The organism is Massilia sp. GCM10023247 (assembly GCF_042653325.1).
Classification (GTDB): Bacteria; Pseudomonadota; Gammaproteobacteria; order Burkholderiales; family Burkholderiaceae_D; genus Telluria.
Map to the genome: position 1 here is coordinate 162,505 of NZ_JBHSIB010000026.1, position 23,030 is coordinate 185,534.

Below are 23,030 nucleotides of genomic sequence, written 5' to 3' on the forward strand. Positions count from 1 at the left end.
GGAACATCATGAAATCGCGCAGGGCCTTCCTGGCGGCCGCGGCCGCCACACCGCTGCTGTACCCGCTGGCCCGGCATGCGCAGACGCGCATGCCGCCGGCGACGCCGCTACCGGCCGACAACGGCCGCCGCCTGCCCAACGTGGCGCTGGAAACCCACGAGGGCCGGCACGTCCGCTTCTACGACGACCTGGCGCAGGGCCGGCTGATCGTCGTCAACATGATGTACGCCAACTGCACCAGGCTGTGCCCGCCGAACACGGCCAACCTGTTGCGCGTGCAGGAAACGCTGCAAGACCATCTCGGACGCGACGTGTTCATGTATTCGCTGACCCTGCAGCCGGCGATCGACCGCCCGCTCGACCTGCGCCGGTACATGGACAGGTTCGCGGTCAAGCCGGGCTGGACTTTCCTGACCGGCGAACCGGCCCATGTCGAACTGCTGCGCCGCCGGCTCGGCTTCTACACGCTCGACGCCGCCGCTGATGCCGACCTCAAGCAGCATACGGGCATGCTGCGCATCGGCCACGATGCGCGCGACCGCTGGTCGATGATTCCGGCCCTGGCCACGCCGCGCCAGATCGTCAACTCGATCGTCAATTATCTGAATTGAGGCGGCAAGCGCCCGCTTTTTCGATTCCGGACGGGAGCATGCGATGAACCAGACCGATGAGCACAAACAGAACGACAAGGACGATGATCCCGGCAATCCGGGACGGCGCCTGTTCGGCATTGCGGGAACGGCGGCCGGGGTCGCTGCGCTGGCCGCCCAGGCCGACCTGGCGCGCGACACGCTGGCGCCCGCGCCTGGCGCTGCGCCGCCGGCCCCGGCCGGGGTGGCGGCAACAGGGGCCGCGCCCCGCGCCGCGGCGCCGGTGGGCAGGCCGGCCCTGCCGGCGGCCGACGTGCGCCTCGACTTCATGAAGAGCACGGTCGTCCGGGGGCCGGCCACGCCGCCTTTCCTGGTCCCGCTGCCGATTCCGGAAATCAAAAAACCGGAAAGCGGGCTCAGCCCCGAGCCGACGCGCGAGGCCGGCAAGGACGAGGCGGGGCGCCTGCCGCACCAGGCTTGGGAGCGTTACCCGCCGCGCAGCTTCTACCGGCTGCGCGTGAGGGAGGCACAGCATTCCTTCCACCCGCACCTGCCCGAGCAGAAGATCTGGGGCTATGACGGCGTGACGCCCGGCCCGACCTTCGTCGTCAAGTATGGCGAGCCGGTCCTGGTGCGCATCGAGAACGACTTGCCGGACGAGCACCGCGGCTTCGGATCGCCCGAGATTTCGACCCACCTGCACAACGGCCATACGCCATCGGAAAGCGACGGTTTCCCCGGCGACTACTACAGCCGGGACAAGTATGGCCCCACGCTCACCCGTGCCGGCCGCTACAAGGATCATCACTACCCGAACAAGCTGTCGAATACTGCCGATTTTCCGGATTCCGACGGCGACCCGGCCGCGGCCCTCGGCACGCTGTGGTACCACGACCACCGTATGGAGTTCACGTCGCCCAATGTCTACCGCGGCCTGGCCGGCTTCTACCTGATGTTCGACGGCGTCGACACCGGCGACGAGCGCGATCCGGCGCCGGGCGCCCTGCGCCTGCCGAGCGGGGTCGGCCAGTACGACATCCCGCTCGTGTTCCAGGACCGCTCCTTCGATGCGGGCGGCTACCTGTACTTCAACCAGTTCGACCCGGAAGGCATCGTCGGCGAGAAATTCCTCGTCAACGGCAAGATCCAGCCCTATTTTTCGGTGGCGCGGCGCAAGTACCGCTTCCGCTGCCTGAACGGCTCGTCGGTGCGCTTCTACCAGTTCTTCCTGGTGCACGAAGGCGCCTACCAGCCGTTCACGCTGATCGCCAACGACGGCAACCTGCTGCCCGCGCCGCTGGTGGCCGACAGGCTGCGCCTGGCGACGGCCGAGCGCGGCGACATCGTGGTCGACTTCTCGAAGTTCCCGCTCGGCAGCAAGCTGTATTTCGTCAACCGTCTCGAGCACCTGGACGGGCGCGGCCCGACCGGGCTGCTGCTCGATCCGGGCACCCCGGTCCTGCGCTTCGACGTCGACCGCGAGCCGGACCAGCCGGACCCGAGCCGGGTGCCGGACGTGCTGCGCCCGCTGCCGCCTCCCGTGATCCCGAGGAACGTACGGGTCCGCAAGTGGGAATTCGACCGCGAGAACGACCAGTGGACGGTCAACAGCCGCCTGTTCGACCTCAACAAACCGGCCGCTATCGTCAAGCGCGGGGTCGAGGAGATCTGGGAACTGAAAGGCAAGGGCAGCTGGCACCACCCGGTGCACATCCACTTCGAGGAAGCGCGCATCCTGACGCGCAACGGCCTGGCGCCGCCGCCCCACGAGCGCGGGCGCAAGGACGTGTTCGAGCTCAGGCCGGGCGAAGTCCTGCGCATCCTGATCTGCTTCGACGATTTCGTCGGCAAATACATCATGCATTGCCATAACACCGTGCACGAAGACCACCACATGATGGTGCGCTTCGATGTCGTGGAATAGGGCGGCACCAAGAGAGTCGAGAGAGGAACCACCATGCATACACGCAGATCCTTCCTGGCGATGGCGGCCATTGCGCCCCTCGTCAATCCGCTGGCACAGGCGCGCGCCGGGCGCGGGCCCCGGCCGACGCGCCTGCCGGAGGTGCTGCTGCAGACCCACGAGGGGCGCGACGTCCATTTCTACACCGACCTGGTCAAGGACCGGCTGGTGGTGCTGAACATGATGTACGCGAACTGCGCCAACATCTGCCCGCCGAACACGGCCAGCCTGCTGCGGGTGCAGCAAGCGCTGGGCAGCCGCATCGGGCGCGACGTGTTCATGTATTCGCTGACCCTGCAGCCGGCCATCGACAAGCCGGCCGACCTGCGCCGCTACATGGACCAGTACGGCGTGCGCGGCGGCTGGACCTTCCTCACCGGCGAACCGCGCGAGGTCGAGCTGCTGCGCCTGACGCTCGGTTTCTACAACCTGAACCCGGAAAGCGACGCCGACCTCAAGCAGCACACCGGCATGGTACGCATCGGCCACGAGGGGCGCGACCGCTGGTCGATGGTGCCGGCGCAGGCGCCGACGGCGCAGATCGTGACCTCGATCACAGGGTATCTGTAAATGAAAAAGCCGCCCGAAGGCGGCTTTTCACGTTCCGTTGACGGAGCGGTTTATTGCCCGCGCTTGGCGCGTGCCTTGGCCGCGATGCGCATGCGCAGCGCATTGAGCTTGATGAAGCCGCCGGCGTCGGCCTGGTTGTAGGCGCCGCCGTCTTCGTCGAAGGTCGCGATGTTCATGTCGAACAGCGAATCGGTCTTCGAGTCGCGCGACACGACGATCACGTTGCCCTTGTACAGCTTGACGCGCACCCAGCCGTTGACGGTGGCCTGGGTGTGGTCGATCAGGGTCTGCAGCGCGACGCGTTCCGGTGCCCACCAGTAGCCGTTATAGATCAGGCTGGCGTAGCGCGGCATCAGGTCGTCCTTCAGGTGCGCCACTTCGCGGTCGAGCGTGATCGATTCGATCGCGCGGTGGGCGCGCAGCATGATGGTGCCGCCCGGGGTTTCGTAGCAGCCGCGCGACTTCATGCCGACGTAGCGGTTCTCGACCAGGTCGAGGCGGCCGATGCCGTGCTTGCCGCCCAGGCGGTTCAGTTCCGTCAGCACTTCGGCAGGGCTCATGCGCTTGCCGTTCAGGGCCACGATGTCGCCCTTTTCGTATTCGATGTCGAGGTATTCGGCTTCGTTCGGTGCCTGCTCCGGCGACACCGTCCAGCGCCACATCGATTCCTCGGCTTCCGCGCTCGGGTTCTCCAGGTGGCGGCCCTCGAAGCTGATGTGCAGCAGGTTGGCGTCCATCGAGTAGGGCGCGCCGCCGTTCTTGTGCTTCATGTCGATTTCGATGCCGGCGTCTTCCGCGTACTTCAGCAGCTTCTCGCGCGACAGCAGGTCCCACTCGCGCCACGGGGCGATGATCTTGACGTCCGGTTTCAGGGCATACGCGCCCAGCTCGAAGCGCACCTGGTCGTTGCCCTTGCCGGTCGCGCCGTGCGACACCGCATCGGCGCCGGTCTCGTTGGCAATTTCAATCAAGCGTTTCGCGATCAGCGGACGCGCGATCGAGGTGCCCAGCAGGTATTCGCCTTCGTAGACGGTGTTCGCGCGGAACATCGGGAACACGAAGTCGCGCACGAATTCCTCGCGCACGTCGTCGATATAGATGTTTTCAGGCTTGATGCCGAACTTGATGGCCTTGGCGCGCGCCGGCTCGAGTTCTTCGCCCTGGCCGAGGTCGGCCGTGAAGGTGACGATTTCGCAGCCGTAGTGGTCTTGCAGCCATTTCAGGATGACGGAGGTGTCGAGGCCGCCCGAGTAGGCGAGAACTACTTTTTTGATGTCGCTCATGGAGATTCCAGTGTGGAGAGGAGGAGGGATTGAAGTGGTCAGCCGGTGTGCCCTGCCTGCCGGGACAGGAAGGACAACCGACGATCAAACAAAGGTGGGTGAAAAAAAGTTTACTTGTCTTCGATTTTACCGAGCAGCAGGTATTCGATCAGCGCCTTCTGCACGTGCAGGCGGTTTTCGGCTTCGTCCCAGACGACCGACTGCGGGCCGTCGATGACCTCGGCCGACACTTCCTCGCCGCGGTGGGCGGGCAGGCAGTGCATGAAGACCGCGTCCGGGGTGGCGCGCGCCATCTTGGCGGCGTCGACGATGAAGCCGTCGAAGGCTTTCATGCGCTCCGCGTTTTCCTTTTCGTAGCCCATGCTGGTCCAGACGTCGGTGCTGACCAGGTGCGCGCCTTCGCAGGCGTCCGATGGATTATCGAACAGCGTGTAGCGCTGGGTCGAGACCAGCGACGGGTCGAGGTCGTAGCCCTTCGGCGTCGAGATGTTCAGGTGGAAGCCGAAAACTTCGGCCGCCTGCAGCCAGGAGTACAGCATGTTGTTGGCGTCGCCGATCCAGGCCACCTTCTTGCCCGCGATCGGGCCGCGGTGCTCGTAGAAGGTGAAGATGTCGGCCAGCACCTGGCAGGGGTGGTGTTCGTTGGTCAGGCCGTTGATCACCGGGACGCGCGAATTGGCCGCGAAGCGCTCGATGATGTCCTGCCCAAAAGTGCGCACCATGATGATGTCGCACATGCGGCTCATCACCTGGCCGGCGTCCTCGACCGGTTCGCCGCGTCCGAGCTGGCTGTCGCGCGTGTTCAGGTAGATCGCCGCGCCGCCCAGCTGGTGCATGCCGGCCTCAAATGACAGGCGGGTCCGGGTCGAGCTCTTCTCGAACACCATCACCAGCGTGCGGTCGACCAGCGGGTGGTAGACCTCGTAGGCCTTGAACTTGCGCTTGATGACCTTCGCGCGCTCGATGACGTATTCGAATTCGTCGAGGGAGAAGTCGGAGAACTGCAGGAAGTGCTTGATCGCTTTGGTGCCTGGCATAACGGTATCGGTATCCATAGATTATCCCCCTGATTATAAGGGGTTTCGCTTGACGCTAGGGAAAGCGGGTTGTGCAGGGTGGACGGCGAAGCCTTCCGCCCCGCGGCGAAGCTGTCAATACAGGGTCTGCGCCGACTCGTGCAGCAACTGGCCGTACAGTTCATGGCGGTGTTTCGCAATCTTGCCCTCGGCGACGGCGGTGAGCACCGCGCACTGCGGCTCGGCCAGGTGGCGGCAGTTGTAGTACTTGCAACCGCCAAGATAGGGCTTGAACTCGACGAAGGCGCGCTCGAGCATGCCTTCGCTCAGGTGGTACAGGCCGAATTCCTGGAAGCCGGGCGAGTCGATGATGGACGCGCCGTCCGGCGGCCCGCCCGGCAACCAATACAGGCGGGTAAACGTCGTCGTGTGCTTGCCGGTGTCGAGCGCGGCCGAGATTTCGCGCACGGCGATGTCGGCATCCGGCACCAAGAGGTTGATCAGCGAGGACTTGCCCATGCCGGACTGGCCGATGAAGATCGACGACTGCCCGGCCAGCAGCGGGCGCAGGGTGGACAGCGCATGCTCGGGGTTGGCGCGCGCCGACACCTCGTGCACCGGATAGCCGAGCGCCGCGTAGACGCCGGCGCGTTCGCGCGCGCGCGGCAGCAGTGCTTCCACGTCGGTCTTGTTGAGGATCAGGTGGGCCTCGATGCCGGCCGCCTCGGCGGCGACGAGCGAGCGCGAGACCAGGTCGTCGGCAAAGCCCGGCTCGGTGGCGACCACGATGAACAGGCGCGAGATGTTCGCCGCCAGCAGTTTCGATTTGTACTGGTCCGAGCGGTAGAGGAGGGTGGTGCGCTCGGCGATTTTTTCGATCACGGCCTGGTCGTTCGAGGTGCGCACCAGGTGCACCACGTCGCCGACGGCCACGTTGGTCTTCTTGCCGCGCGTGACGCACTGGAGTTTTTCGCCGCCGGCGTCGGCCAGGTAGTGGCGCCCGTGGGCGGCGATGATGGTGCCGGTCAGGCTGTCGCCGTGCTTTTCGCCGTGCTTTTCGCTATGTTTCTTGCTCATGCGTGCGTCCGTTCTTCGTAGAGTGCGTCGGCTTTCGCAGCGCAGACAAAATCGTTCAGCGAGACGGTATTGCCCGCCGAATGGGTGGTGTAGGCGACGCTGCAGTGGCGATAGCGCACCGTCAGTTCGGGATGGTGGTCCTGTTCGTGGATCATCGCGGCCAGCGCATTCACGAAGGCGATGGTCTCGTGATAGTCCTTGAATGCGTAGGTGCGCTCGATCCGGTTGCCGGCCAGCTGCCATTGCGGCACCTGCGCCAGCAGCGGCGCCAGCTCCGCGGCGGCCAGCGCGGGCGCGCCGTGCACGCAATGCCCTTCACGCAGCATCATGCCGCCGCCGCATTCAGGTGGGCGATGCGCACCGAGGCCGGCGGATGCGAATCGTAGAAGGCCGAGTGCACCGGGTCCGGCGTCAGGGTCGAGGCGTTGTCCTCGTACATCTTGACCAGCGCCGACACCAGCTGGCTGGCGTCGCTGTGTTTCGCGGCGAAGGCGTCGGCCTCGAATTCGTGCTTGCGCGAGGTGATCGAGTTCAGGGGGCCGAGGACGAACGTAAAGATCGGCAGCACCAGCATGAACAGCAGCAGGGCCATGGCGTCGTTCGGAGCGACCAGGGTCGGCATCACGCCGAGGCCCGTATAGAACCAGCTCTGCTCCTTCAGGTAGCCGAGCAGGGCCAGGAAGGCCAGCGACAGCGCGAACATGACGACGATGCGCTTGACGATGTGGCGCAGCTTGAAGTGGCCCAGTTCGTGCGCCAGCACCGCCTCGATCTCCTGCGGCGACAGGCGCTCGATCAGGGTATCGAAGAACACGATGCGCTTGGCGGCGCCGAAGCCCGAGAAATAGGCGTTGCCGTGGGCGCTGCGGCGGCTGCCGTCCATCACGAATAAACCTTTCGAAGCAAAACCGACCCGTGACATCAGCCCTTCGATGCGGCTTTTGAGGCTGTCGTCGGCGAGCGGGGTGAACTTGTTGAAGAGGGGCGCGATCACGGTCGGATAGAGCACCATCATCAAGAGCTGGAAGCCGCTCCAGACGCACCAGACCCAGAACCACCAGAGCGGGCCGGTTTTTTCCATCAGCGTGAGCACCACCCACAGCAGGGGCAGGCCGATCACGGCGCCGATCAGGGCGCCCTTGAGCAGGTCCATCAGCCACAGCTTGCGCGTCATCTTGTTGAAGCCGAAGCGTTCTTCCAGCACGAACTGGCGGTAGTAATCGAAGGGCAGGTCGAGCACACCGGAGAGCACGGCAAACGCCGCCACCAGCAGGATCTGATGTAGCATTCCAGGTCCCGCCGCCGCCAGCAGGCTGGAAGACAGGGCCTGCAAGCCGCCCAGCAGCGTGAAGCCGACCAGCGTCAGGCCGCCCCACAGCAGGCCGGCGATGCCGAAGCGGGTTTTCGCGACCGTGTAATCGGCGGCGCGCTGGTGTGTCTCGAGCGACACCTTGTGGGCGAATTCAGGCGGCACGCGGCCGCGGTGGCGCAGCACATGGCGGATCTGGCGGTTGGCCAGCCAGAAGCGCAAGCCCAGCGTGAGCACGAAAAAAACGACGAACAAAACCGAAAACGCGAGTGAAGACATTCAGTGCCTGTGAGAAAATGCAGGATTGATTAGGCAAAGAGAGAATTATGTCACAAGCCCTTGATTCCACCACAGCTGCAGCGCCCCAGCGTCCCAACGAGATGAACCTGGTCTGGGTCGACATGGAAATGACCGGTCTCGATCCGGATACCGACCGTATCATCGAAGTGGCCGTCGTCGTCACCGACATGCACCTGAACGTGCTGGCCGAAGGCCCTGTGTTCGCGATCCACCAGTCGGACGAAACCCTGGACAAGATGGACAACTGGAACAAGGGCACCCACGGCCGTTCCGGCCTGATCGACCGCGTGAAAGCCTCGACCGTCACCGAAGCGGACGCCGAAACCGCGCTGATCGCCTTCCTCAAGAATTTCGTACCAGCCGGCAAGTCGCCGATGTGCGGCAACACGATCTGCCAGGACCGCCGCTTCATGGCGCGCGGCATGCCGAAGCTGGAAGCCTTCTTCCACTACCGCAACCTCGACGTCTCGACCCTGAAGGAACTGTGCCGCCGCTGGAAGCCGGAGCTGGCCTCGGGCTTCAAGAAGCACCAGAAGCACACGGCGCTGGCCGACATCATCGAGTCGGTCGAAGAGCTGAAGTACTACCGCGAGCACTTCATCAAGGTATAACAGTCCGTCAACATTGCGGCGGGCCTGCCTGGTGCCGGCACTGCCGCATTTCTGTGCATGGGTAAACCCGCTTCCTGTGCGAGAATCGCTGGATGTCCGCCATACTTCAACGCAGCCCTTCGAAACCCCTGGCCGGCGTGCGCGCGCTGCTCGCCGGTGATGACTGGGAGGGCAGTCCCCTCGGGCATCCCGACAGCTGGCCGCCGGAACTGGCGACCGCAGTCAGGATGGCGCTCGACTCGTCGTTCCCGATGTTCCTGACCTGGGGCGCCGACCTGCGCTTCCTGTACAACGACGCCTATGCCGTGCTGATGGGCGACAAGCACCCGGCTGCCTTCGGCCAGCCCTTTCGCCAGGTGTGGGCCGAGATCTGGCCGGAGATCGTGCCGATCATCGACCGCGCCTTGTCCGGCAAGCCCGCATTCTTCGAGGACAGGCCGCTGGTCATCGAGCGCCGCGGCTACGCCGAGCAGGCCTATTTCACGTTTTCGTATTCGCCGCTGCACGACAGCGGCGGCAGCGTGGCCGGGATGTATTGCACCGCCATCGAAACGACGGCCCGGGTGCAGGCCGAGCGCCGCGCCGCGCGCGAGCTGAAGCTGTCCGATGCCCTGCATCCGCTCGGCACCCCGGACGAGGTGCTGGCCGCCGCCAGCGCGCTGCTGGGCGAAGAACTGGGCCTGTCGCGCGCCACCTATGCCGAGGTGGACGACGCCGGCCATGCGTTTACCGTGCGCCACCAGTGGAATGCGGGCGGCCACCTCGAACTGTCGCGCCAGTCCTATCCCCTCGACGAATTCGGCCCCCGCATCGCCGCGCTCACGCGCGCCGGCGACACCTTCGTCGTCGACGATGTCGACACCGATCCGCGCTGCCGCGAATTCCCTATGCTCTTCCGCAAGGAGACGGCGGCGGCCGTGCTGACCGTGCCCCTGATGCGCGGCGGCCGGCTGGTCGGTTTCCTCAGCCTGAACCGCGCCGAGCCTTATCACTGGACGGACGACGACATCCGCTTTACGCGCGAAACGGCCGAGCGCACCTGGGCCGCGCTGGAAACGGCGCGGGCCCAGGCCGCGCTGCGGGCCGAACGCGACCGCAGCCGCTATATCTTCGACACCATGATCGAGGGCTTCGGCCTGGTCGCGTCCGACTGGACCATCCTCGGCATGAATGCCGAGGGCCTGCGCATCTGCCGCAAGAGTGCGCAGGAAGTCGTCGGCCGCAACCACTGGGACCTGTTCCCCGAAGTGCGCGGCTCCGAAGCCGGCGCCATGCTGTACCGGGCCATGGAAGCGCGCCAGGCCGGCGCGGTCGAATACCGGCTGCCGGAAATCGACGGGCGCGGCGGCTGGAACGAGATCCGCGCCTTCCCGACCCAGGACGGCGGCATCGCCATCTTCTTCCGCGAGATTACCGACCGCAAGCTGGCCGAGGAAAAACTGAAGGAGGCCGACCAGCGCAAGGACGAGTTCCTGGCGATGCTGGCCCACGAACTGCGCAACCCGCTGGCGCCGATCAGCGCGGCGGCGCAATTGCTCGACATCGGTACGCTCAACGAAACGCGGGTGCGCCAGAGCAGCGCCATCATCGGACGCCAGGTGCGCCACATGACGCGCCTGGTGGACGATTTGCTGGATGTCTCGCGCGTCACGCGTGGCCTCATCGAGCTCGACAAAACCACGCTCGACCTGCGCGCCATCGTCGACGAAGCCGTCGAACAGGTGCGCCCGACCATGGCGGCGCGCGGGCAGCGCCTGGCGCTGCACCTGCCGGCAACGCCGCTGGTGCTCGACGGCGACCGTGCACGCCTGGTGCAGGTGCTGTCCAACCTGCTCGGCAATGCCGTCAAGTACTCGCCCGACGACCGGGCGATCGAAGTGCAGGCCGGGGCCGAGGACGGCATGGCGGTGCTGAGCGTGATCGACGAGGGGATCGGCATGGAACCCGAGCTGACCGTGCGCGCCTTCGACCTGTTCGCCCAGGCCCGGCGCTCCTCCGACCGCTCGCAGGGCGGCCTCGGGCTGGGCCTGGCGCTGGTGCGCACGATGGTCGAGCTGCACGGGGGCACGGTCACCTGCGCCAGCCCGGGGCCGGGGCAGGGCAGCAGCTTCACGGTGCGCCTGCCGCTGGCCCAGCCGCTGGCGAGCCCGCAGGCGGCGGCGCCGGCCGAACAGCGCGCGGCGGGGGGCCTGAAGATCATGGTGGTCGACGATAATGCCGATGCCGCCGGCATGCTGGCGATGCTGCTCGAGGTATGCGGCCACACGGTGCTGATCGAGCACGCGCCGCTGCGCGCGCTGGCGCAAGGGCGCCTCAGCCGGCCGGACGTGTTCCTGCTCGACATCGGCCTGCCCGAAGTGGACGGCATCGAACTGGCGCGGCGCCTGCGGGCGCAGCCCGAGACGGCGCACAGCGTGCTGATCGCCGTCTCCGGTTATGGCCAGGAACAGGACCGGCGCGCGGCCCTGGAGGCGGGCTTTTCCGAGCACCTGGTCAAGCCGGTCGATTTCGAGCGCTTGAGCGCCTTGCTGGCGGGCGTGCGCGCGCGGGGCCCGGCACAGGACGGCGAGGACGCCGCGGCGCTGGCGCTCTGACGCGGCGCTATCAGCGCATCTGCGTGTAATTCACCGGAATGAAGCGATAGCCCTTGCCCTCCGTGCGCAGGTGGCCCAGGCCGGGGAATTGCAGGTGCGCGCCGCCGATCAGCGTACCGTCTTTCGCGGCGGCGTCGAACAGCTTCTTGCGCGCGGCCGCTGCCGCTTTCTGGTCGCCGTCGAAGCCGATGGTGACCGCCGGGTCCTCGAACTGCACCGCCGCCACGTGGATCAGGTCGCCGATCGCGACCATTTTCTGGCCGCGGCTTTCCACGACAAAGGTGGTGTGGCCGGGCGTATGGCCGTGCCCGCCCTGGGCGCGGATGCCGGGCGACACTTCGACATCGCCGTCGAAGGTCTTGAACTTGCCGGCTTTCATGTAAGGGTCGAGCGCGGCCATGGCATTCTTGAAGCTGCCCTTGGCATCGGCCGGCGCCTTGTCCATGTTGGCCTGGCTCAGCCAGTAATCGGCTTCGCGCTTGGCGGCGCGCACGGTCGCGTTCGGGAAGGCCATCTTCGATTGCACCAGCAGGCCGCCCACGTGGTCGCTGTGCATGTGGGTCAGGTAGACCTCGTCGACCTGTTCCGGCGCGTAGCCGGCCGCTTTCATGTTCGCCAGCAGTTTGCCCAGGGTCGGCCCGAACAGCACGCCGGCGCCGGAGTCAATCAGGATCAGCTTGCTGCCGGTGTTGACCAGGAAGGCGTTGTCCGAGGTTTCCAGCGGCGTTTTCAGGAAGGCCTTCGACAGGGCTGCCTTGGTCTTGTCGGCTTTTTGCGTGAGCAGCTGGTCGACCGGCAGGTCGACCGTGCCGTCCGACAGCGGGGTGATTTCGAAGTCGCCCAGCATCATGCGGAAATAGCCGGGCGCCGGGGTTTTCGCCAGCGGGGCGGCGGCGAACGAGGGAGCGGCGATGCAGGCGGCGGCGCAGGCGGCGGCAAGCGCGCGCAGCGCGGTGGTGGTCAGGCGTGCGGTCATGGGGTCTCCGGAGGTGGGTCGGTGTGGTATGAACAAGACAATGTTGAGTATCGTACATCAAGCGCCCGAGGCACGCGCGGCGGTCTGCGGCCCGCAAGCGGCGCCGGGCGTGCTGTTAATCAACGCGAAGCCCTGCTTTATGGTGTAATTGCGCTCTTTATCCGTTTTGCGCTCCCACATGCCAGCGACCCTGATCCAATGGCTGCACGGTTTCCTGCCGCATCCGCTCGGCGCCAGCCGCACCGACCGCGTCCGCTCCGCCTTCGGCGCCTGCGCCGGCCTGCTCGCCACCGCCTTCCTGACCCACCTGATCGCGCCGGACATGGCGGCCTGGCTGATTGCGCCGATGGGCGCCTCGAGCGTGCTGCTGTTCTGCGTGCCGGCCAGCCCGCTGGCCCAGCCCTGGTCGGTCGTCGGCGGGAATACCGTATCGGCCCTGGTCGGCGTCGCCTGCGCCCAGCTGGTGCCCGATCCGATGCTGGCCGCGCCCCTGGCCGGCGGCCTGGCGATCGCGGCCATGTTCGCGCTGCGCTGCCTGCATCCGCCTGGCGGCGCCGTGGCCCTGACCGCGGTGCTGGGCGGGCATGCCGTGCACCAGGCCGGCTTCCTGTTCGCCCTGAGCCCGGTGGCCGTCAACTGCATCCTGATGGTGGCGGCCGCGCTGCTCTACAACAACCTCACCGGGCACCGTTATCCGCACGCCCAGCATGCGGTGGACAAGAACCTGCACGCGACCGGCGATCCGGCGCCTGAAGCACGGCTGGGCATCACCGAGGAAGACCTGGAGGCGGCGCTGGAGCGGTATGGCGAGGTGCTCGACGTCAGCCGCGACGACCTGCTCGCCATCGTCGAAGATGCGCGCCAGCTGGCGCTGGCCCGCCATTTCCACGAGCGCACCTGCGCCGAGCTGATGTCGACGCACATCGTCGCCCTGAATCCGCGCGACACGGTCGAGCATGCGCGCACCCTGCTGCTGCGCCACCGCCTGCAGTCCTTGCCGGTGCTCGACGGCCAGCGTCGTGTATTGGGAGTGCTGGCGCAGGAAGACCTGCTGCGCCAGGCCGGCTGGGCAGCGCGCCTGCGGGCGCTGGTGCCGGGCGCCGGGCAGCGCGTGGCCGCCGTGATGCAGCCACGGATTGCCGCCCTCCCGGCCGGGGCGCCGCTGGCGCAACTGGTGCCCCTGCTGCGCGACGGCCGTTACCACCAGGTCGTCATCACGGGGCCGCAGGGCAAGGCGGTGGGCGTCGTCGGCCGCTCGGACCTGCTGGCGGCCCTGGTGGAAGAGCGCCTGGAAGCGGCCTGAACGCGCCACTATTCATCCTGCCGGGAATGATGCGCAAGGCGTAGGGTGGACGGCTCTACCGTAGCCGCAGAGCAGTCGCGGCCGGCGCGCCGCCCACGCGTTCAAATCACGCGGGCATACCAGCGCGGCTTTGCACCGGCTGGATGAACGCGTGGCGCTGGCACATCAGCCCGCGTCGGCCCCGCAGCACTTCTTGAACTTCTTGCCGCTGCCGCAAGGGCAATCGTCGTTGCGGCCGGGCTTGGGCGTGTCGTGGCGCACGGTTTCCACCGCAGCCTTGCGCAGCGGCAGCCAGTAGCGGTAAATCGCCGGCAGGTTGGCTTCGATCTCGAGCGCCAGGTGGTGGGCCTTGACCGGGTCTTCGACCAGCGGCAGTTCGGATTCCTCGATCTCGTCGGCGCCGAGCAGGTAGAGCGGACGCATCAGCTCGGCCACTTCCGACTCCCAGATCGGATCCCAGGAACCGGGGCGCAGCTCCATGCCTTCCCAGAAGCCCCAGCACCAGGCTTCGGCGTCGATCAGGGTCTGGCCATTGTGCTCGTGCTCGCAGTACAGGGGCTCGAACTCTTTCGGTGCGACTTCGAAGGTGATCAGCACTTCGTTCATGAAGCGCATGATCAGGTTGAGGATGCGTTCTTCTTCCTTCGCGTTCTTCCATTTCGGCGCCGCCCGGTTGTTCTCACCCTGGCCTTCGCCCCAGACGCGCGGCAGCCACTCGGCCGGCATGATGGTTTCCGGGCCGATGGCGATCGCCGTCAGGTAGCCGTGCAGGGTGTCCATCGTCATCGCGTCTTCCGGGCTGCGCTCGGAGAGGAGGAACTGGTCGAGTTCGTCGAATTCTTTTTCGGTGAGGGGCTGTTCGAGTTGCATAGGATTGCTCTTTAATCGGGCTCTTGTTTCGGTGAATAGCGCAGTTTAACGCCTCGGGGCGTGCATGCGTACGAAATAAAGCGCGCCGCCGTACAATGGCGACCATGCATACCGAGTCTACAGAGTCTACTTCACCCGCCGCGCCTGGGGCGCATCCGTTCTCCAGCCTCGGTCCCGAGCGGGTGCTGGACGCCATCGAGAGCGTCGGCCTGCGCGGCGACGGGCGCCTGCTCGCGCTCAACAGCTACGAAAACCGGGTCTACCAGGTGGGCTGCGAAGAGGGGCCGCCGGTGGTGGTCAAGTTCTACCGGCCGGACCGCTGGAGCGACGAGGCCATCCTCGAGGAACACGCGTTCGTCGCCGAACTCACCGCGCGCGAAGTGCCGGTGGTGCCGGCCGACACGCTCGACGGACGCACCCTGCACACCTTCGAAGGCTTCCGCTTCGCCGTCTTCCCGCGCCGCGGCGGACGGGCGCCGGAACTCGACGATCCCAAGGTGCTGGAGTGGACCGGACGCTTCATCGGCCGCATCCACGCGGTCGGCGCGATCGAACCGTATCGCCTGCGCCCGGCCCTCGACCCGCAGACCTTCGGGCGCGATCCCTACGACTACCTGGTGCGCCACGATTTCATCCCGCTTGAGCTGCGCGCGACCTACGCCAGCGTGGTCGAGCAGGCGCTGGCCGGGGTGGCCCGCTGCTACGAACGCGCCGGCGAAGTGCCGCTGCTGCGCCTGCACGGCGACTGCCACGGCGGCAACGTGCTCTGGACCGGCGACGGCCCGCACTTCGTCGACTTCGACGACAGCCGCATGGGCCCGGCCGTCCAGGACCTGTGGATGCTGCTCTCGGGCGAGCGCCAGGACATGGTGCGCCAGATGGCCGACGTGCTGGCCGGCTACGAGGATTTCTGCGACTTCGACCCGCGCCAGCTCTACCTGGTCGAAGCCCTGCGCACCCTGCGCCTGATCCATTACGCCGGCTGGCTGGCGATGCGCTGGGACGACCCGGCCTTTCCGCTGGCTTTCCCGTGGTTTAACACGCAACGGTACTGGCAGGACCGCATCCTCGAACTGCGCGAGCAGGTGGCGCTGATGGACGAGCCGCCGCTGTGGCCGGTTTGAGAGGGGCTCGATTGTAGGGCGAGAGGCTGCAACGCAGCCATGGAGTTTTGTTCGGCGCTCTTATTCGTCCGACCACAGCTTGCCGCCGGTGGCCCAGTGCTCGCGCTTGAACTCCGAGATCAGGATGTCGACCGATTCCGGCGGGCACCCCAGGGTGTTGACGGTCGCTTCCGTGACGGCCTGTACGAAGGCGCGTTTTTGCTCCAGGGTACGGCCTTCGAACAGTTGAACGTTAATGGTCGGCATAGTGGCTTCTTCTCGGTAAGGGAATCAGGTACGGTATTCCGGACTGGCGGCGTCCAGGCGGCGCAACAGGGAGGGCCACTCGAGCACGCCTTCAGGCGCACCATCGCCCACCAGTTGCATGTGGGCCTTCAGGCACATGGCCTCCGGCGGATGGCACAGCGGCACCATCGCCGCTTGCGCGCGCAATTGCAGCTCGCAGGCCCGGTCCAGGGTTTCCATCAGCACGAACGCTTCCGGAATGGTACGGCCCACGGTCAGGCTACCGTGGTTGCGCAGCAGCATGGCATAACGGGAACCCAGGTCGTGCACCAGGCGCGCCTGTTCGTCTTCCGTCATGGCGATGCCCTCGTAGTCGTGATAGGCCAGTTCGCCGTAAAAGCGCAGTGCGTAGGGCGATAGCGGCTGCAAGCCGGTTTTCTGCATACCGACGGCAATGCCCGCAAGGTTATGCAAATGCATGACACAGGCGGCATCCGGGCGCGCCTTGTGCACGGCCGCGTGCAGGCGGAAACCGGACTGGTTCACTGTGTATGTCGACTGGCCGACGATGTTGCCGCCGCTGTCGACCTTGACCAGGTTCGAGGCCTTCACTTCGTTGAAGCGCATGCCGAAGGGGTTGATCAAATAATGGCCCGGTTCGCCCGGTACGGCGGCGGAAATATGGGTGTAGATGCCGTCGTCCCAGCCGTACAGCGCGCATAACTGGTAGCACGCAGCAAGGTCGACGCGGGTTTGCCATTCGGCGATGGAAGTGGTGCCCGGGCGGACAAGTGCCGCCTGGCCGGATGTCGAGAGAGTGTCCATGATGCGAGCGTAGCAGGCATTGTTCAAATTGTCACAATTTTGCCGCCGCGGCGGCCTTGCACCGTCTCGCCGTACGCGCGGCCAGGCTTCGGCACCGCGCCTTGCCCGCGGCATGTCAAGCGTTGCGACAAGTGAACCTTGGAATTGCGCGGCTTTTACCGCGCAGCTTCGCGTGACGCACTTGTCGGGTTTCGCCGATAATGGGTCGCGGACGCAACAGCGCGAGCGCAGCGCAGCGCAACCCAATACGAGAACGCCATGGAACCCGTACCAGCCCCACACGACGATACCGACTTCACCATCGACCTGCCACCGGCGCCGGGCCGGCCCTTGCCGGCCGCGCTGGCGCCGCAGCAGGGGCAGGGCGGACCCGTGGAAAAAGTGGCGATCAAGGAAGCGATCGCGCGCGTCGAGGCGGAAGCCAAGGCCAATGTCGCCGCCGAAACCCGCGCCCACGCCGAGGCGCGCGCCCGCACCCTGGCCGAGGAGCGCGCGGCGATGGATGCCGCCGCCGCCGCGGCCGCGCTGGCCAATGCCCAGGCGTCCGAGGAAGCCATCGAAGCCAACCGCGACCGCCTGGAAACCCTGCGCGCCGCGGCCCAGGCGGCCGGCGAGCGCCTGGAGGCGATGCGCCGCGAAACGGCCGAGCTGCGCGCCCGCGTGCAGGCCGATACCGAAAGCCGCCTGGCGACCGAGGCGCGCTCGCGCGCGGCCGAGGAGGCGCGCCGCCGCGCCGCCGAACAGATCGAAGCGGAAGCGGCGATGGCGGTCGAGGCCGCGCGCGCTGCCGAGGAATTGTTGGTGCAGGCCGAGGACGCGCGGCGCCAGGCCGAAGAGCGCATCGCGGCGGTGCAGGCCGCGCGCGAAGCGGTGCTGCACAGCGCCGCCGCCGACGCGCGCGTGGCGGTGCTGGCGCGCGAACGCGAGCGGGCCGAAAAGGCCGCCTGCGAGACCGCCGAAAAACTGGCCGAAACCGAAAGCGAAGCCCTGGAGCTGGCGTTGGCGCGCGAGCGTGCCGACCAGGTCGCGCTGACCTCGGCCTTTGCCCGTGCCGCCGCCGAAGCGCGCGCGCTGGAAGAAGCGCGGGCGCTGGCCCACGTCGAACACGAACGGGCCTCGATCGCCCAGTCCCAGGCCGACTCGCAGCGGGTCGCCGCCGACACCCTGCGTTCGCGCCTGCAGCTCGAAAAGCAGCTGCGCGACGCCGCCCTGCACCGCGAGCGGGTCGAGCAGATGGCCGCCGCCAGCCTGGAAGCGCGGGTGCAGGCCGAGGCGCGCATCGTCGCCGCCACCGAAGCGCGCATCGAGGCGGACCGCAAGCTGCGCGACGAGGCCGAGGCGCGCGCCATCGCCGAACACGAGGCCGGGCTGCAGGTGGAAGCGCGTCTGCAGGCGGAAGCGGCCGCATCGGCCCACGCGCAGCAGCGCGCCGAAGCCGACCGCGCCGCCGCCGAAGCGGCCGCGCTGGAAGCGCGCGAGCAGGAACGCGAGCGCGAACTGGCCGAGCAGCGCGCCGCCCAGGCCAAGGCAGCGGCCGAAGCGCGCGCGGCGGCCAACGCCGCGCAGGCGGCCGCGATCGAACGCGAAGCCGAGGAGGCCGCCCTGGCCGCCGAGGCCGCGGAACTGGCGCAGCGCCGCGAGCAGCAGGCCGCCCAGCTGGCGGCCGCCGAGCGCGAGCGCCTGGCCGGCGAGCAGGCGGCCCTGGCCGGGATCGAGGAAAAACTGGCGCACGAGCGCGAGCTGGCCGAAGCCGCGGAAGCGCGCTCGAAGGCGGAATTGCACGCGGCCTCGCTGCTGCGCGAGCAGGCCGAAGCCGAGCGCCGCATCGCCGACGCGCGCCAGGCCGCGCTCGACGCCCAGCGCGAAGAAGCGGCCAAGGTGTTCCAGCAAGCGGCCAGCGAGGAAGCCGCCGCGGCCGCCGCCGAGTCTGCGGCGCGCGCCGCGGCCGAGCTGGCGCAGGTGCAGGCCGAGCGCGCCGCTGCCGAGGAAGAAAAACTGCGCGTCACGGCCGCCCTGGCGGCTGCCGAGCACGAGGCGCTGGCGGCCGCGCGCGAGGCCGCGGCCTTGCTGGAGGCCGAGCTGGCCGCCCAGCGCGAGCAGCAGGAAGCGGAGACCCGCAGCGCCGCGGCCACCGCGGCGCGCCTGGCATCCGAGCAGGAAACCGCGCTGGCCGCCCGCGTGCGCGCCGAAGCCGAGGAAGAAGCCGCGCGCCTGGCGCGCGAGCGGGAGCTGGCCGAAGCCGCGGCCGCCCAGGCCGCGCTCGAAAAGCGCGACGCCCAGCGCGCCCTGATCGAGCACGCCCAGGCCCACGCCGACATGCAGCGCAAGACCGCCGCCACCACCCAGCAGATGGCCGACGCCCGCCGCGAACTGCTGGAACTGGAAACGAAGCGCCTGGAAGAGCAGGCCGCCGAACTGTCGGCGACCGAGGACGCGATCAACGACCGCAAGGCGGAAGCGCGCCAGCGCGCCGCTTCCGAGAACATCACCCGCGAAGTGCTGGGACGCCTGAAGCAACTCCCGTCGGCCCAGCAGGCGGCGGCGCGCCTGGCCGAAGTGATCATGCACCAGCGCCGCTCGGGGAACGACTAGTAGGGTGGTCGGCTATACCCGGGTGCCGGGTGCTCACGTTGCTGGAGCGCCGCCCACGCGTTCAGCCAGCCGTCGAGCAGCCGTAACGCGCGGGCGTTCGCTGAACTGCAGCGTTCAAGGCGTGGAGTCGAGAGCGGTTCGCCGCCCGCTCCACCCTACGATATAAAAGGCATATCACCGCTTGCCGGTGATATGCCTTTTATATTACTGCGCTACCGCCGGCGCGTCGCTCGGGGATACTGGGTTCTTCGGCCCGGTGTTCACGCCAGTCACGAAATACTCGGTCTCGCCGAAGCAGGTGGTCGGCACGCCGCGGTGCTGCTGATAGCTGATTTCGACGCGCTGGCCCATGGTCGACTCCAGCTTTTGCACCAGGCTGTCGTCGCGCACCGTGAAGGCGAAGCGCTCGGGAATCGCGCCAGGCATGCTCGAGAGCAGGATTTCGCCTTCCCAGGTCTTGCACAGCCAGCCCTTCTTCGAGAATTTCTGCAGGTAGCCGGCGCGCGTGCCTTCGGAGTAGGACCAGGTCAGCGTGAACCAGGTGTAGAGCGCGAACACGACGACGAGGGCGACGAGCACGGAGAGCAGGATGGCGATGGAGCGTTGCGGCAGGGCTTTCGGCATGGTTGTTCTGGTTCGGTAAGGTAGAAGAAAGGGAGACGGATGGCTCGCGCGGCGCGCCGAGGCGGCGCCCGTGCAAAATCTGCCGCCATTCTGCCATGCGCGCCCGGATTGTCAAAACGGCAGGGCAGGCATCCCTGCCGTTCTGCGCTAGATGACGCCAGCGATGACGCCGGCGATTACGCCACTTCGGCCTTGTCGCGCGCTTGTTCCAGCTCGCCGCGCCTGCGGTGGCGGATCGACGACCACAGCGACACCATGATGAAGGCCAGTCCCGACAGGCCCGTGAACCACTCGGGAATATGGTAGTGGACGTTGGCGAACATGATCAGGGCCAGGATGCCGATCGCGTAGTGCGCGCCATGCTCGAGGTAGACGAATTCCTGGAGCGTGCCCTTGTAGACCAGGAACACCGTCATCGAACGCACGAACATCGCGCCGATCGCCAGGCCCAGCATGATGATGACGACGTCGTTGGTGATGGCAAAGGCGCCGATCACGCCGTCGAAGCTGAACGAGGCGTCCAGCACTTCCAGGTACAGGAAGCCGCCGATGCTGCCCTGGGAAATCATCTTGCCGATGGTCGGGTCTTCTTCCTCTTCTTCCAGCAGGCCGCTGATCCAGTTCACGCCGATATAGATCAGCACCCCGACCACGCCGGCAATGAGCACCGGCAGCTTGCGCTCCTCGGGCATCAGGCTCATCGCAAAGAACACGGCCAGCAGGGTCAGCAGGGTCGCCAGGCCTTCGGAGCCGAACTTGCCGACCTTTTCCTCGATCCAGCCGAGCCAGTGCAGCTCTTTCTGGTCGTCGAACAGGAAGTTCAGGAAGACCAGCATCAGGAAGGCGCCGCCAAAGGCCGATACCTCGGCGTGGTGCGCGGTCAGGTGGCGCGAGTATTCGTCCGGCGTCTCGAGCGCCATGTTCCAGACGTCGACCAGGCCGAAGCCGGTGGCGACCGAGACGATCACCAGCGGGAACAGCAGGCGCATGCCGAACACCGCCACCAGGATGCCGACCGTGAGGAACAATTTGCGCCAGAACTCGTTCCAGTGCTTCAGCACCGAGGCGTTGACGACCGCATTGTCGAACGAGAGCGACACTTCCAGCACACCCAGTACCGCCGTGATCCACAGCGCGCTGGCGAGGCCGGCCATGCCGCCACGCTCATAGCCCCACCAGCCGGCCAGGATCATCAGTACGACGGTAACGAGAATGGATATCCTGAAGTGGCGCATGTAACTTCCTTTCCTGTTGGTTGAGATGCCACAGTTTTTGAGCATTTTTGAAACATATTACGCGCCGCGGGGGCAGGGCGGCGCAGCGCAGATCGCCCACGCCGATTGCTTCTGCGATAATTCCGCCCGGACATACACATGCAGCCAAGCATGCATACAAAATAGGAAGATTATGGATTTCGCTTATCTCGTCACGCCGGTACTGACCTGGATGGTTGTCGGCCCGATCAAATTCCTGATCAACAGCGCGCGCCAGCGGCGCTGGGCCTTCAACCTGGTCGGCAACGGCGGCTTTCCCAGCAACCACAGCTCGGTCGTGACCGCGATGGCGACCCTGATCGCGCTGCGCGAGGGGATCGACCACCCGGCCTTCGGCGTGGCCGTCACGCTTGCCTTCATCGTGATGATCGACGCCAATAGCCTGCGCCAGCACGTCGGGCGCCAGGCCGCCGCCATCAACCGCCTGGCCATCGCGGTCACCGGCCACATCACCCTGCGCGAACGCATGGGCCACACCCTGGTCGAGATTTGCGGCGGCATCGCCACCGGCATCGGCATGGGCTTCCTGATCCACAGCCTGTTCAGCGCCTGACGCCACCGCTTCGGGGACGCGCGCGGCGTATGCATTTCGTCGTGCGCGGTTGCAGTCCATCGCGCCAGAATGCAGTTCATCCATACAAAACCACAGTGGACGGGATCGTCAATTGACTGGTGGGACCGGCTCCCGGATACTGCGCGCTGAAGATATCTATTCCAATTTCATAAAAATATTCAGCGTCCAATTCGGGAGATCCAATCCATGCTGCGCAACACTTTACTCGTCCTTGCCATCGCGTCCGCCCTGGCCGCCTGCGGGAAGCCGGCGAAAGATCCGAAGGCCGAGGCCAAGGACAATAAACCGAGCCAGCTGCTGGTTGCTCCCCAGGATCTGCTGACGGTGCAAAGCGATTCGCTCGCCTCCGGCCCGGTCATCACCGGCTCGATCCAGCCGGAACGCCGCGCCGACCTGCGCGCCGAAGTTTCCACCGTCGTGCTGCAGGTACTCAAGGAAAACGGCGATCCGGTCAAGCGCGGCGACCTGTTGGTCAAGCTCGACGAAACGGCGATCCGCGACAGCCTGCTGTCGGCCGACGCCGGCGTGCGCGCCGCCAGCCAGGCACTGGAGCAGGCGAATCGCCAGCTCGAGCGCCTCAAGACCCTGCGCGCCTCGGGCATGACCTCGGTCGCGGCCCAGGACGAAGCCGAAGTGCGCCGCAACAGCGCCCAGAGCGAACTGTCGGCCGCCCGCAGCCGGGCGGCGGCGGCGCGCCAGCAAATCTCGCGCACCCAGGTGCGCGCGCCTTTCGACGGCATCGTCAGCGACCGTAAGGTGTCGGCCGGCGACACCGCCACCCCGGGCAAGGAACTGGTCAAGGTGATCGACCCGACCAGCATGCGCTTCGAGGGCCGCGTCTCGACCGACAAGATCGCGCTGGTCAAGGTCGGCCAGCCGGTCAAGTTCCACATCAACGGCTACGGCAGCCAGCAGTTCACCGGCGTCGTCAAGCGCATCGACCCGTCGGCCAACAACATCACGCGCCAGGTCGAGGTGCTGGTCGGATTGACCGGCGAGCAGCCGCGCGTGGCCGGCCTGTATGCGGAAGGCCGCATCGACGCCGAGTCGTCGAACGCGCTGATGGTGCCGGAAAGCGCCATCGTCAAGGCGGGCGACAAGACCTATACCTGGCGCGTGAAGGGCAACCAGCTCGCGAAAGTCGACGTCCAGGTCGGCATGCGCGACCAGCGCACCGGCAATCTCGAGATCAAGTCTGGCCTGGCCGCCGGCGACACCGTGCTGCGCAGCCCCAGCTCGAACCTGAAGGACGGCCAGAAGGTGGAGCTGGCGGCGCCGGCCCGCATCGCCAGCGCCGTTCCTGCCGCGCAGCCGGCCAAAGGGAACTAAG

General features: G+C 66.8%; 21 protein-coding genes. 10 read left to right on the plus strand and 11 right to left on the minus strand.

The genetic code is table 11. From position 1 onward, the window contains the following. Window positions 1–8: 8 nt before the first annotated feature. The 3 genes from ACFPAH_RS21580 to ACFPAH_RS21590 are packed head-to-tail and all read left to right on the plus strand — an operon-like array spanning window position 9 to window position 3,123. Window positions 9–611: an SCO family protein gene (locus ACFPAH_RS21580; protein ID WP_379749465.1), complete on the plus strand. Its 603-nt coding sequence runs from the start codon at window positions 9–11 to the stop codon at window positions 609–611. 43 nt (window positions 612–654) lie between these two features. Beyond that, window positions 655–2,514, plus strand: coding sequence for a multicopper oxidase family protein (locus tag ACFPAH_RS21585; RefSeq protein ID WP_379749467.1), 1,860 nt, complete (start codon window positions 655–657; stop codon window positions 2,512–2,514). 33 nt (window positions 2,515–2,547) lie between these two features. Continuing rightward, complete coding sequence (locus tag ACFPAH_RS21590; RefSeq protein WP_379749469.1) at window positions 2,548–3,123, plus strand: SCO family protein; 576 nt, start codon at window positions 2,548–2,550, stop codon at window positions 3,121–3,123. A 50-nt stretch (window positions 3,124–3,173) separates the two neighbouring features. Here the strand turns inward: ACFPAH_RS21590 and ACFPAH_RS21595 are convergent, their stop codons facing one another. The 5 genes from ACFPAH_RS21595 to ACFPAH_RS21615 all read right to left on the minus strand — a co-directional run bounded on the left by ACFPAH_RS21595 (window position 3,174) and on the right by ACFPAH_RS21615 (window position 8,087). Continuing rightward, window positions 3,174–4,406, minus strand: a complete 1,233-nt coding sequence (locus ACFPAH_RS21595; RefSeq protein WP_379749472.1) for an argininosuccinate synthase — start codon at window positions 4,404–4,406, stop codon at window positions 3,174–3,176. 110 nt (window positions 4,407–4,516) lie between these two features. Then, window positions 4,517–5,443 carry an ornithine carbamoyltransferase gene (gene argF / locus ACFPAH_RS21600; RefSeq protein WP_379749474.1) on the minus strand — a complete coding sequence of 309 codons (927 nt, stop codon included), beginning with the start codon at window positions 5,441–5,443 and terminating at the stop codon, window positions 4,517–4,519. A gap of 114 nt (window positions 5,444–5,557) precedes the next feature. After that, window positions 5,558–6,499, minus strand: coding sequence for a ribosome small subunit-dependent GTPase A (gene rsgA, locus ACFPAH_RS21605; RefSeq protein ID WP_379749477.1), 942 nt, complete (start codon window positions 6,497–6,499; stop codon window positions 5,558–5,560). Beyond that, complete coding sequence (locus ACFPAH_RS21610) at window positions 6,496–6,828, minus strand: 4a-hydroxytetrahydrobiopterin dehydratase (RefSeq protein ID WP_379749481.1); 333 nt, start codon at window positions 6,826–6,828, stop codon at window positions 6,496–6,498. Before ACFPAH_RS21610 ends, rsgA begins: the two co-directional genes overlap by 4 nt. Further along, window positions 6,825–8,087: a M48 family metallopeptidase gene (locus ACFPAH_RS21615; RefSeq protein ID WP_379749484.1), complete on the minus strand. Its 1,263-nt coding sequence runs from the start codon at window positions 8,085–8,087 to the stop codon at window positions 6,825–6,827. The genes ACFPAH_RS21610 and ACFPAH_RS21615 overlap by 4 nt, the downstream gene beginning before the upstream one ends. A 47-nt stretch (window positions 8,088–8,134) precedes the next feature. On the opposite strand from ACFPAH_RS21615, the gene orn reads away from it, so the two are divergent. After that, window positions 8,135–8,719, plus strand: coding sequence for an oligoribonuclease (orn, locus tag ACFPAH_RS21620; RefSeq protein ID WP_379749486.1), 585 nt, complete (start codon window positions 8,135–8,137; stop codon window positions 8,717–8,719). A 92-nt stretch (window positions 8,720–8,811) separates the two neighbouring features. Continuing rightward, the gene (locus ACFPAH_RS21625) at window positions 8,812–11,313 is read left to right on the plus strand and encodes an ATP-binding protein (RefSeq protein WP_379749488.1); all 2,502 of its coding nucleotides are present in this window, start codon (window positions 8,812–8,814) and stop codon (window positions 11,311–11,313) included. 10 nt (window positions 11,314–11,323) lie between these two features. On the opposite strand, the gene ACFPAH_RS21630 is transcribed toward ACFPAH_RS21625, so the two are convergent. Next, window positions 11,324–12,289, minus strand: a complete 966-nt coding sequence (locus ACFPAH_RS21630; protein WP_379749490.1) for an MBL fold metallo-hydrolase — start codon at window positions 12,287–12,289, stop codon at window positions 11,324–11,326. A 178-nt stretch (window positions 12,290–12,467) separates the two neighbouring features. On the opposite strand from ACFPAH_RS21630, the gene ACFPAH_RS21635 reads away from it, so the two are divergent. Continuing rightward, on the plus strand, window positions 12,468–13,592 hold the full coding sequence (locus ACFPAH_RS21635; protein WP_379749492.1) for an HPP family protein: 1,125 nt from the start codon (window positions 12,468–12,470) through the stop codon (window positions 13,590–13,592). Window positions 13,593–13,757: 165 nt separating this feature from the next. On the opposite strand, the gene ACFPAH_RS21640 is transcribed toward ACFPAH_RS21635, so the two are convergent. Then, on the minus strand, window positions 13,758–14,462 hold the full coding sequence (locus ACFPAH_RS21640; protein WP_379749494.1) for a UPF0149 family protein: 705 nt from the start codon (window positions 14,460–14,462) through the stop codon (window positions 13,758–13,760). Between the two features lie 104 nt (window positions 14,463–14,566). On the opposite strand from ACFPAH_RS21640, the gene ACFPAH_RS21645 reads away from it, so the two are divergent. Next, the gene (locus ACFPAH_RS21645; protein ID WP_379749496.1) at window positions 14,567–15,586 is read left to right on the plus strand and encodes a serine/threonine protein kinase; all 1,020 of its coding nucleotides are present in this window, start codon (window positions 14,567–14,569) and stop codon (window positions 15,584–15,586) included. A gap of 60 nt (window positions 15,587–15,646) precedes the next feature. Here the strand turns inward: ACFPAH_RS21645 and ACFPAH_RS21650 are convergent, their stop codons facing one another. Beyond that, on the minus strand, window positions 15,647–15,832 hold the full coding sequence (locus ACFPAH_RS21650; RefSeq protein WP_379749498.1) for a 4-oxalocrotonate tautomerase: 186 nt from the start codon (window positions 15,830–15,832) through the stop codon (window positions 15,647–15,649). A gap of 24 nt (window positions 15,833–15,856) precedes the next feature. After that, entirely contained in the window at window positions 15,857–16,636 is a 780-nt protein-coding gene (locus tag ACFPAH_RS21655) for a class II aldolase/adducin family protein (RefSeq protein ID WP_379749500.1), read from the minus strand. Window positions 16,637–16,894: 258 nt separating this feature from the next. Between ACFPAH_RS21655 and ACFPAH_RS21660 the strand changes: the two genes are divergently transcribed. Beyond that, the gene (locus ACFPAH_RS21660) at window positions 16,895–19,228 is read left to right on the plus strand and encodes a hypothetical protein (protein WP_379749502.1); all 2,334 of its coding nucleotides are present in this window, start codon (window positions 16,895–16,897) and stop codon (window positions 19,226–19,228) included. Window positions 19,229–19,432: 204 nt separating this feature from the next. On the opposite strand, the gene ACFPAH_RS21665 is transcribed toward ACFPAH_RS21660, so the two are convergent. Then, a complete protein-coding gene (locus ACFPAH_RS21665) occupies window positions 19,433–19,852 on the minus strand; it encodes a hypothetical protein (protein ID WP_379749504.1) in 420 nt (139 codons plus the stop codon). Between the two features lie 176 nt (window positions 19,853–20,028). After that, the gene (locus tag ACFPAH_RS21670) at window positions 20,029–21,087 is read right to left on the minus strand and encodes a DUF475 domain-containing protein (RefSeq protein ID WP_379749506.1); all 1,059 of its coding nucleotides are present in this window, start codon (window positions 21,085–21,087) and stop codon (window positions 20,029–20,031) included. 172 nt (window positions 21,088–21,259) lie between these two features. Here ACFPAH_RS21670 and ACFPAH_RS21675 point away from each other — a divergent pair, with 172 nt between their 5' ends. Together ACFPAH_RS21675 and ACFPAH_RS21680 are read left to right on the plus strand one after the other, a co-directional pair. After that, window positions 21,260–21,679: a divergent PAP2 family protein gene (locus ACFPAH_RS21675; protein ID WP_379749508.1), complete on the plus strand. Its 420-nt coding sequence runs from the start codon at window positions 21,260–21,262 to the stop codon at window positions 21,677–21,679. A gap of 207 nt (window positions 21,680–21,886) precedes the next feature. Beyond that, the gene (locus tag ACFPAH_RS21680) at window positions 21,887–23,029 is read left to right on the plus strand and encodes an efflux RND transporter periplasmic adaptor subunit (RefSeq protein WP_379749510.1); all 1,143 of its coding nucleotides are present in this window, start codon (window positions 21,887–21,889) and stop codon (window positions 23,027–23,029) included. The last annotated feature ends 1 nt before the right edge of the window (window position 23,030 follow it).